The sequence below is a fragment of the Mucilaginibacter sp. NFR10 genome, from assembly GCF_900100445.1.
Lineage (GTDB): Bacteria > Bacteroidota > Bacteroidia > Sphingobacteriales > Sphingobacteriaceae > Mucilaginibacter > Mucilaginibacter rubeus.
Map to the genome: position 1 here is coordinate 1 of NZ_FMTV01000021.1, position 5,886 is coordinate 5,886.

A 5,886-nucleotide genomic window follows, 5' to 3' on the forward strand; every position below is an offset into this window, starting at 1 on the left:
AAACTTTAAAAATAAAAAATAAAAAAGTTTTGGAAATAAGAAAAGGTTTTCTACCTTTGCAGACCCAAACGGAAGGGTGCTTGAGAGAGCGAAAGAAGTTGAGGCTGAGCGAGTTCAGTCAATAAAAGAAGGAAGAAAGTTAACGATGGTTAATGAGTAAAACAAAAGAGCCGGAAGCGATTTTCGGGGAAACAAACTGACAAGTTAAGCAATGCGAATTGCGACGACATAATAGCTGATTCGGATGATGAAGCGAGCAAGTTCTTTTAAGAAATGGAAATCATGTAGCGTAACGGGAGGCGAAGTCTAACCAAGGTTAAACAAAGCTGAAGAGTTACAAAAAGAAGAGAGACTGTATAAAGATATATAATACAGATTCTATTAATTAATAATAGGGTCAGTGGTTAAACAAAACATTTTACAATGGAGAGTTTGATCCTGGCTCAGGATGAACGCTAGCGGCAGGCCTAATACATGCAAGTCGGACGGGATTTGGGAGCTTGCTCCTAATGAGAGTGGCGCACGGGTGCGTAACACGTATGTAACCTACCTTGATCAGGGGGATAGCCTCTCGAAAGAGAGATTAAGACCGCATAACATTATGATATGGCATCGTATTATAATCAAATATTTATAGGATCAAGATGGGCATGCGCAACATTAGCTAGTTGGTGTGGTAACGGCATACCAAGGCGACGATGTTTAGGGGATCTGAGAGGATGACCCCCCACACTGGTACTGAGACACGGACCAGACTCCTACGGGAGGCAGCAGTAAGGAATATTGGTCAATGGACGGAAGTCTGAACCAGCCATGCCGCGTGCAGGAAGACGGCCCTACGGGTTGTAAACTGCTTTTGCAGGGGAATAAACCCCGGTTCGTGAACCGGGTTGAATGTACCTTGAGAATAAGGATCGGCTAACTCCGTGCCAGCAGCCGCGGTAATACGGAGGATCCAAGCGTTATCCGGATTTATTGGGTTTAAAGGGTGCGTAGGCGGCTTTTTAAGTCAGGGGTGAAAGACGGTAGCTCAACTATCGCAGTGCCCTTGATACTGAAGAGCTTGAATGTACTTGAGGTAGGCGGAATGTGACAAGTAGCGGTGAAATGCATAGATATGTCACAGAACACCAATTGCGAAGGCAGCTTACTAAAGTATGATTGACGCTGAGGCACGAAAGCGTGGGGATCAAACAGGATTAGATACCCTGGTAGTCCACGCCCTAAACGATGAACACTCGATGTTGGCGATATACGGTCAGCGTCTAAGCGAAAGCGTTAAGTGTTCCACCTGGGGAGTACGCCCGCAAGGGTGAAACTCAAAGGAATTGACGGGGGCCCGCACAAGCGGAGGAGCATGTGGTTTAATTCGATGATACGCGAGGAACCTTACCCGGGCTTGAAAGTTAGTGAATGTGACAGAGACGTCACAGTTCTTCGGAACACGAAACTAGGTGCTGCATGGCTGTCGTCAGCTCGTGCCGTGAGGTGTTGGGTTAAGTCCCGCAACGAGCGCAACCCCTATGTTTAGTTGCCAGCATTTAAGGTGGGGACTCTAAACAGACTGCCTATGCAAATAGAGAGGAAGGAGGGGACGACGTCAAGTCATCATGGCCCTTACGTCCGGGGCTACACACGTGCTACAATGGATGGTACAGAGGGCAGCTACCTGGCAACAGGATGCCAATCTCATAAAGCCATTCACAGTTCGGATCGGGGTCTGCAACTCGACCCCGTGAAGTTGGATTCGCTAGTAATCGCGTATCAGCAATGACGCGGTGAATACGTTCCCGGGCCTTGTACACACCGCCCGTCAAGCCATGGAAGCTGGAAGTGCCTGAAGTGCGTAACCGCAAGGAGCGTCCTAGGGTAAAGTCGGTAACTGGGGCTAAGTCGTAACAAGGTAGCCGTACCGGAAGGTGTGGCTGGAATACCTCCTTTCTGGAGCAGTATCTCTGAGTAATTCGGAACTGTTACCTACATGATATTTCTTAAAACACAAAAAAAAGACAAAAGGAAACCCAGAAGATGAAGCCATCTGTGGAATGTGTAAACGAAAGTAAGCACAGGACAAGTGGCAGTAAGCAGTGGCAGCAGCAGTAGGCAGAAAAGTCCTGCAAACTGCAACTGATAACTGCAACTAAAAACAAATAGTCCTGTAGCTCAGCTTGGTTAGAGCACTACACTGATAATGTAGGGGTCAGCAGTTCAAATCTGCTCGGGACTACTATTAAGGCGAAAAGAGATTAGAGATAAGAGGTTAGGTAACTAATCACTGATCACCGATCTCTGATCACTCATCAACGGGGGATTAGCTCAGCTGGCTAGAGCACCTGCCTTGCACGCAGGGGGTCAACGGTTCGAATCCGTTATTCTCCACCAAGTATTCTACAGTAACTATAATATAGGTTACGCTACAGATGAAAACTAACGTTCTTTGACATATTGGAAGAAGTAATTGAAAACAAGAGAAAACAACAGATAGGAAGTTGTTTGATTGAGAACCAAGATTACAAGAATAAAGAAACAAGAGTAATCTTGCTTCCTGACTCCTGAACTCTTGACTCTGTCGAACGACGGACTAAAATAAAGACATACCTTGCGGCGCAAAAGGCGCAAGAGTAGAAGAAAGTAAGAAAGGGTACACGGGGGATGCCTTGGCTCTCAGAGGCGAAGAAGGACGTGATAAGCTGCGATAAGCTGCGGGGATTAGCAAATATGAATTGATCCGCAGATTTCCGAATGGGGAAACCTAGTTATTTGAAGAATAACTGCATAAATGCGCTAACCTGCCGAACTGAAACATCTAAGTAAGCAGAGGAAGAGAAAACAATAGTGATTTCCAGAGTAGTGGCGAGCGAAATGGAAGAAGCCCAAACCTGTTATGTTACGGCATAGCAGGGGTTGTAGGACCACAACATGAATATTAAATAGAACCGGAAGGGGGTGGGAAACCCTGCCATAGAGCATGAGAGCTGCGTACGGGTAATAGATAATAGGATAGTGGTATCCTGAGTACCGCGAGGTCGGAGACGCCTTGTGGGAATTTGCCGGCACCATCCGGTAAGGCTAAATACTCCTGAGAGACCGATAGTGAACCAGTACCGTGAGGGAAAGGTGAAAAGAACCCCGAACAGGGGAGTGAAATAGAACCTGAAACCGTGTACTTACAAGCGGTCGGAGCGGTTAACACCGTGACGGCGTGCCTTTTGCATAATGAGCCTACGAGTTACTCTTCCCTGGCAAGGTTAAGTGTTTAAGACACGGATCCGAAGCGAAAGCGAGTCTGAAAAGGGCGTATAGTCAGGGGAGGTAGACGCGAAACCTTGTGATCTACCCATGGGCAGGTTGAAGGTGCCGTAACAGGTACTGGAGGACCGAACCGATAAACGTTGAAAAGTTTCCGGATGACTTGTGGGTAGGGGTGAAAGGCTAATCAAACTGGGAAATAGCTCGTACTCCCCGAAATGTTTTTAGGAACAGCCTGGCGGTTGAGTTATAAAGAGGTAGAGCTACTAATTGGGTGCGGGGGAGTCAAATCCTACCAAATCCAGATAAACTCCGAATGCTTTATAATATACGCTGGAGTGAGGCTATGGGTGCTAAGGTCCATGGCCGAGAGGGAAAGAACCCAGACCATCAGCTAAGGTCCCTAAATTATTGCTAAGTTGAACTAACGAGGTCCGATTGCACAGACAGCTAGGATGTTGGCTTGGAAGCAGCCATTCATTTAAAGAGTGCGTAACAGCTCACTAGTCGAGCGATCGGGCATGGATAATAAACGGGCATCAAGCAGTATACCGAAGCTATGGATTCACAGTAATGTGACTGGTAGGGGAGCATTCTATTTGTCGGAGAAGCAGGAAGGTAACTGACTGTGGAGGGAATAGAAAAGCAAATGTAGGCATAAGTAACGATAAGGCGGGAGAGAAACCCGCCCACCGAAAGACTAAGGTTTCCTGATCAACGCTAATCGGATCAGGGTTAGTCGGGGCCTAAGGTGAAGCCGACAGGCGTAGCCGATGGACAACTGGTTAATATTCCAGTACTTTTTATTACTGCGATGCGGTGACGGAGTAGTGACACTGACGCGAACTGACGGAATAGTTCGTTAAAGGCTGTAGGTATAAGACGTGTAGTTAAGTACGCATGTTTTGCTGAAAGCTGATAGTACACCGAATCTTCGGACAAGGTGATAGTTCAGGTAATCAGACTTCCAAGAAAACCCGCTAAGCTTCAGGTAATAAAAACCCGTACCGTAAACCGACACAGGTAGTCGAGGAGAGAATCCTAAGGTGCTCGAGTGAATCATGGCTAAGGAACTCGGCAAAATGGCCCTGTAACTTCGGGAGAAGGGGCGCTGGCAGCAATGTCAGCCGCAGTGAAAAGGCCCAGGCGACTGTTTAACAAAAACACATGGCTATGCAAAATCGCAAGATGACGTATATGGCCTGACACCTGCCCGGTGCTGGAAGGTTAAGAGGGGATGTTAGTCGCAAGGCGAAGCATTGAATCGAAGCCCCAGTAAACGGCGGCCGTAACTATAACGGTCCTAAGGTAGCGAAATTCCTTGTCGGGTAAGTTCCGACCTGCACGAATGGTGTAACGATCTGGGCGCTGTCTCAGCCATGAGCTCGGTGAAATTGTGGTATCGGTGAAGACGCCGGTTACCCGCAACGGGACGGAAAGACCCCATGCACCTTCACTATAGCTTAACATTGATATCGGATACAGGATGTGTAGGATAGGTGGGAGACTGTGATCCGGCTTCGCTAGGAGTCGGTTAGTCAACGTTGAAATACCACCCTTTCTGTATTTGGTGTCTAACTCTACAAAGTGGAGAACATTGTTTGGCGGGTAGTTTGACTGGGGTGGTCGCCTCCAAAAAGGTAACGGAGGCTTTCAAAGGTAAGCTCAGTACGCTTGGTAACCGTACGCGGAGTGCAATAGCATAAGCTTGCTTGACAGTGAGACAGACAAGTCGAGCTGGGTCGAAAGACGGATATAGTGATCCGGTGGTTCTGCATGGAAGGGCCATCGCTCAAAGGATAAAAGGTACGCTGGGGATAACAGGCTGATCTCCCCCAAGAGCTCATATCGACGGGGAGGTTTGGCACCTCGATGTCGGCTCGTCACATCCTGGGGCTGGAGAAGGTCCCAAGGGTTGAGCTGTTCGCTCATTAAAGTGGCACGCGAGCTGGGTTCAGAACGTCGCGAGACAGTTCGGTCCCTATCTGTTGTGGGCGTAGGAAGTTTGAGTGGGGCTGACCTTAGTACGAGAGGACCGGGTTGGACTAACCTCTGGTGAATCTGTTATGCCGCCAGGTGTACTGCAGAGTAGCTACGTTGGGAATAGATAAGCGCTGAAAGCATCTAAGTGCGAAACTAGCCACAAGATGAGACTTCCATTGAGGGTCGTAGGAGACTACTACGTTGATAGGTTACAGGTATAAAGGTGGTGACATCATAGCCGAGTAATACTAATTGCCCGAAGCTTTCTTCAGATAGAAAAAAGGGTTGATAGTAATTGGATCATAGTTCATAGTAATATGCAGCGATGAACCATGAACTATCAACCACAAACAAACAACAAAGCTGTTGTTTTCTCTACATTCAATTCCTTCTTTCAATAATATGTCATTTATGAGGCTGAAAGGCCAAAGGATAAAGGCGAAAGGTAAGAAACCTTTAACCTTTTACCTTTAAGCTTTCACCTTAATAAAAAGAAATTCAGGTGCCTATATCGGCGGTGTCTACCTCTTCCCATTCCGAACAGAGAAGTCAAGCCCGCCAGAGCCGATGGTACTGCGGTAAAACGTGGGAGAGTAGGTCGGTGCCACCCTTTATCACCTTCAATGGTGCAACATTGCAAAAGCCTTAGCTAAT

Annotated in this window: 2 tRNA genes and 3 rRNA genes; all 5 read left to right on the forward strand. The window is 47.4% G+C overall.

Annotated elements, in window-relative coordinates:
• Nucleotides 1–420: 420 nt before the first annotated feature.
• Nucleotides 421–1,941 (forward strand): 16S ribosomal RNA (locus tag BLP33_RS27015).
• Nucleotides 1,942–2,152: 211 nt separating this feature from the next.
• A tRNA-Ile gene (locus BLP33_RS27020) sits at nt 2,153–2,227 on the forward strand.
• A gap of 78 nt (nt 2,228–2,305) precedes the next feature.
• Nucleotides 2,306–2,382: transfer RNA gene (locus BLP33_RS27025), tRNA-Ala, on the forward strand.
• Between the two features lie 242 nt (nt 2,383–2,624).
• Nucleotides 2,625–5,504 (forward strand): 23S ribosomal RNA (locus tag BLP33_RS27030).
• Between the two features lie 226 nt (nt 5,505–5,730).
• Nucleotides 5,731–5,842: ribosomal RNA gene (gene rrf / locus BLP33_RS27035) — 5S ribosomal RNA — on the forward strand.
• The 16S, 23S and 5S rRNA genes sit together here with 2 tRNA genes alongside, the layout of an rRNA operon.
• The last annotated feature ends 44 nt before the right edge of the window (nt 5,843–5,886 follow it).